Source organism: Falsiroseomonas oryzae, from assembly GCF_027856955.1.
GTDB lineage: Bacteria > Pseudomonadota > Alphaproteobacteria > Acetobacterales > Acetobacteraceae > Falsiroseomonas > Falsiroseomonas oryzae.
In genome coordinates this window covers 1-1,399 of record NZ_JAPSMD010000776.1, presented here as the reverse complement: position 1 = coordinate 1,399, position 1,399 = coordinate 1, and the positions used below count along the sequence as shown (strand labels likewise).

The following is a 1,399-nucleotide window of genomic DNA, read 5'->3' as shown; positions in this document are numbered from 1 at the left end:
CGCCTGCGCCTGCTCCTGCGGCGGGATCACCCGGCGGGCCTGGGCCTGGCGCTGCTGCGGCGCCGCACGGCGCGCCGGGGCGGCGGATGCCTGGCGCGGCTGGGCGGGCTGGCCCTGGACCTGGTTGCGGGCCTGACGTTCGCCGCCTGTCGCCTGGGCAGCCGCGTCGTTCGCGATGGTGCCGAAGAGGACACAGATGACGGCCAACGTGCTTCCTGCCCGCATTCGGTAGCCCCCTGCTGAAGTTCCCCTGCTGCCCTGACGGGCCCGTGGCACAGGCGGTAGCCGCGGCTTCACGGCGCTGCCAACCCGGTAGCAGCGTTACACGGCGTAATGAGGCGTGATTCGTCGGCAGGGGGGGCGGCAGGGAGGCGCGTTTCCGCAAATCATCCTATCGCGAAACACTCACCGCCCGGATGACACAGTGTTGCGGCCTGGATGCAACACGCGACACACGAGAAACAGAGTCGTCGCGCGGCCAATGCATGACCGATATGAGAAACCGTAATGATTCTCTCAGAATAATCGCCGGAGCCGCGAGGCCCCGGCGAGATTCCGCAACCGGAACTAGCGGCAGGCGGTGATCATGATCTCCACGAGATGCCGCGGGTCCGCCATGTTCGCCTGCACGCAGGCGCGCGCCGGGCGGCCGGCATCGCCCAGCCATTCCACCCACACCTTGTTCATGGCGTCGCGGTCGCGGATGTCCTTCAGCCAGATCTGAGCCTGCAGCAGCCGCGTCTTGTCGGTGCCGTTGGCCTCCAGCGCGGCGTCGATCTTGGCGATCACCTCGCGGGTCTGGCCGGTGACGTCCTTGGACAGGTCGTCGGCGGTCAGGCCGGCAAGGTAGACGAAGTTATGGTACTCGACCGAGGTCGAGAGGATCTGGTTGCTGCCCTGGCGGGTGATCTTGGACACGTCGCGAGCCTCCTTGTGACGGCGCGCGCGGCTTCTAGGCTTCGCCCGACAGCGCGGCAAGCCGGCCCGAGGGCGATGCCATGCGGATCAAGGTGATGGCCGATGACGGCTCTCATGGCCTGTGGTGGGACCGCGAATCCGGACGCATCGGCAACATCGACCCGGCTGACCTCGGCCTCGCCCCCGGCCGCGCTGCCGCTCCCGGCGCATGGACCGCGCGCCTCGATGCGTCGCTGAACCAGGAGGATCCGGCCGAGCGCTGTCCCCCCTCGGCGGAGGAGGCGGCTGCCTTCCGGGCCGAGGGCGAGGCGCTGGTGTCGCGGGATAGCGGCGCCGGTCAGCCCGGCGCCGGCCGCGCCTCGCCGTGATCGGTCGCGCCGGCCACGCTGCAGCCGCAGAACGGGCAGCGCGCCAGGGCGGTCAGCGGCGGCGGGACCGGGCGGCCATCCACCAGCCGCTCGAGCTCCATGCGGATCGCGTC

General features: G+C 70.3%; 3 protein-coding genes. 1 reads left to right on the top strand and 2 read right to left on the bottom strand.

Annotated elements, in window-relative coordinates; translation table 11 throughout:
- A partial coding sequence (locus tag OZN99_RS31580) for a hypothetical protein (protein ID WP_270939148.1) occupies window positions 1-207 on the bottom strand: 207 nt, incomplete at its 3' end.
- 360 nt (window positions 208-567) lie between these two features.
- Window positions 568-918, bottom strand: a complete 351-nt coding sequence (locus tag OZN99_RS31575) for a RidA family protein (protein ID WP_270939147.1) — start codon at window positions 916-918, stop codon at window positions 568-570.
- 80 nt (window positions 919-998) lie between these two features.
- Between OZN99_RS31575 and OZN99_RS31570 the strand changes: the two genes are divergently transcribed.
- On the top strand, window positions 999-1,286 hold the full coding sequence (locus tag OZN99_RS31570) for a hypothetical protein (RefSeq protein ID WP_270939146.1): 288 nt from the start codon (window positions 999-1,001) through the stop codon (window positions 1,284-1,286).
- The last annotated feature ends 113 nt before the right edge of the window (window positions 1,287-1,399 follow it).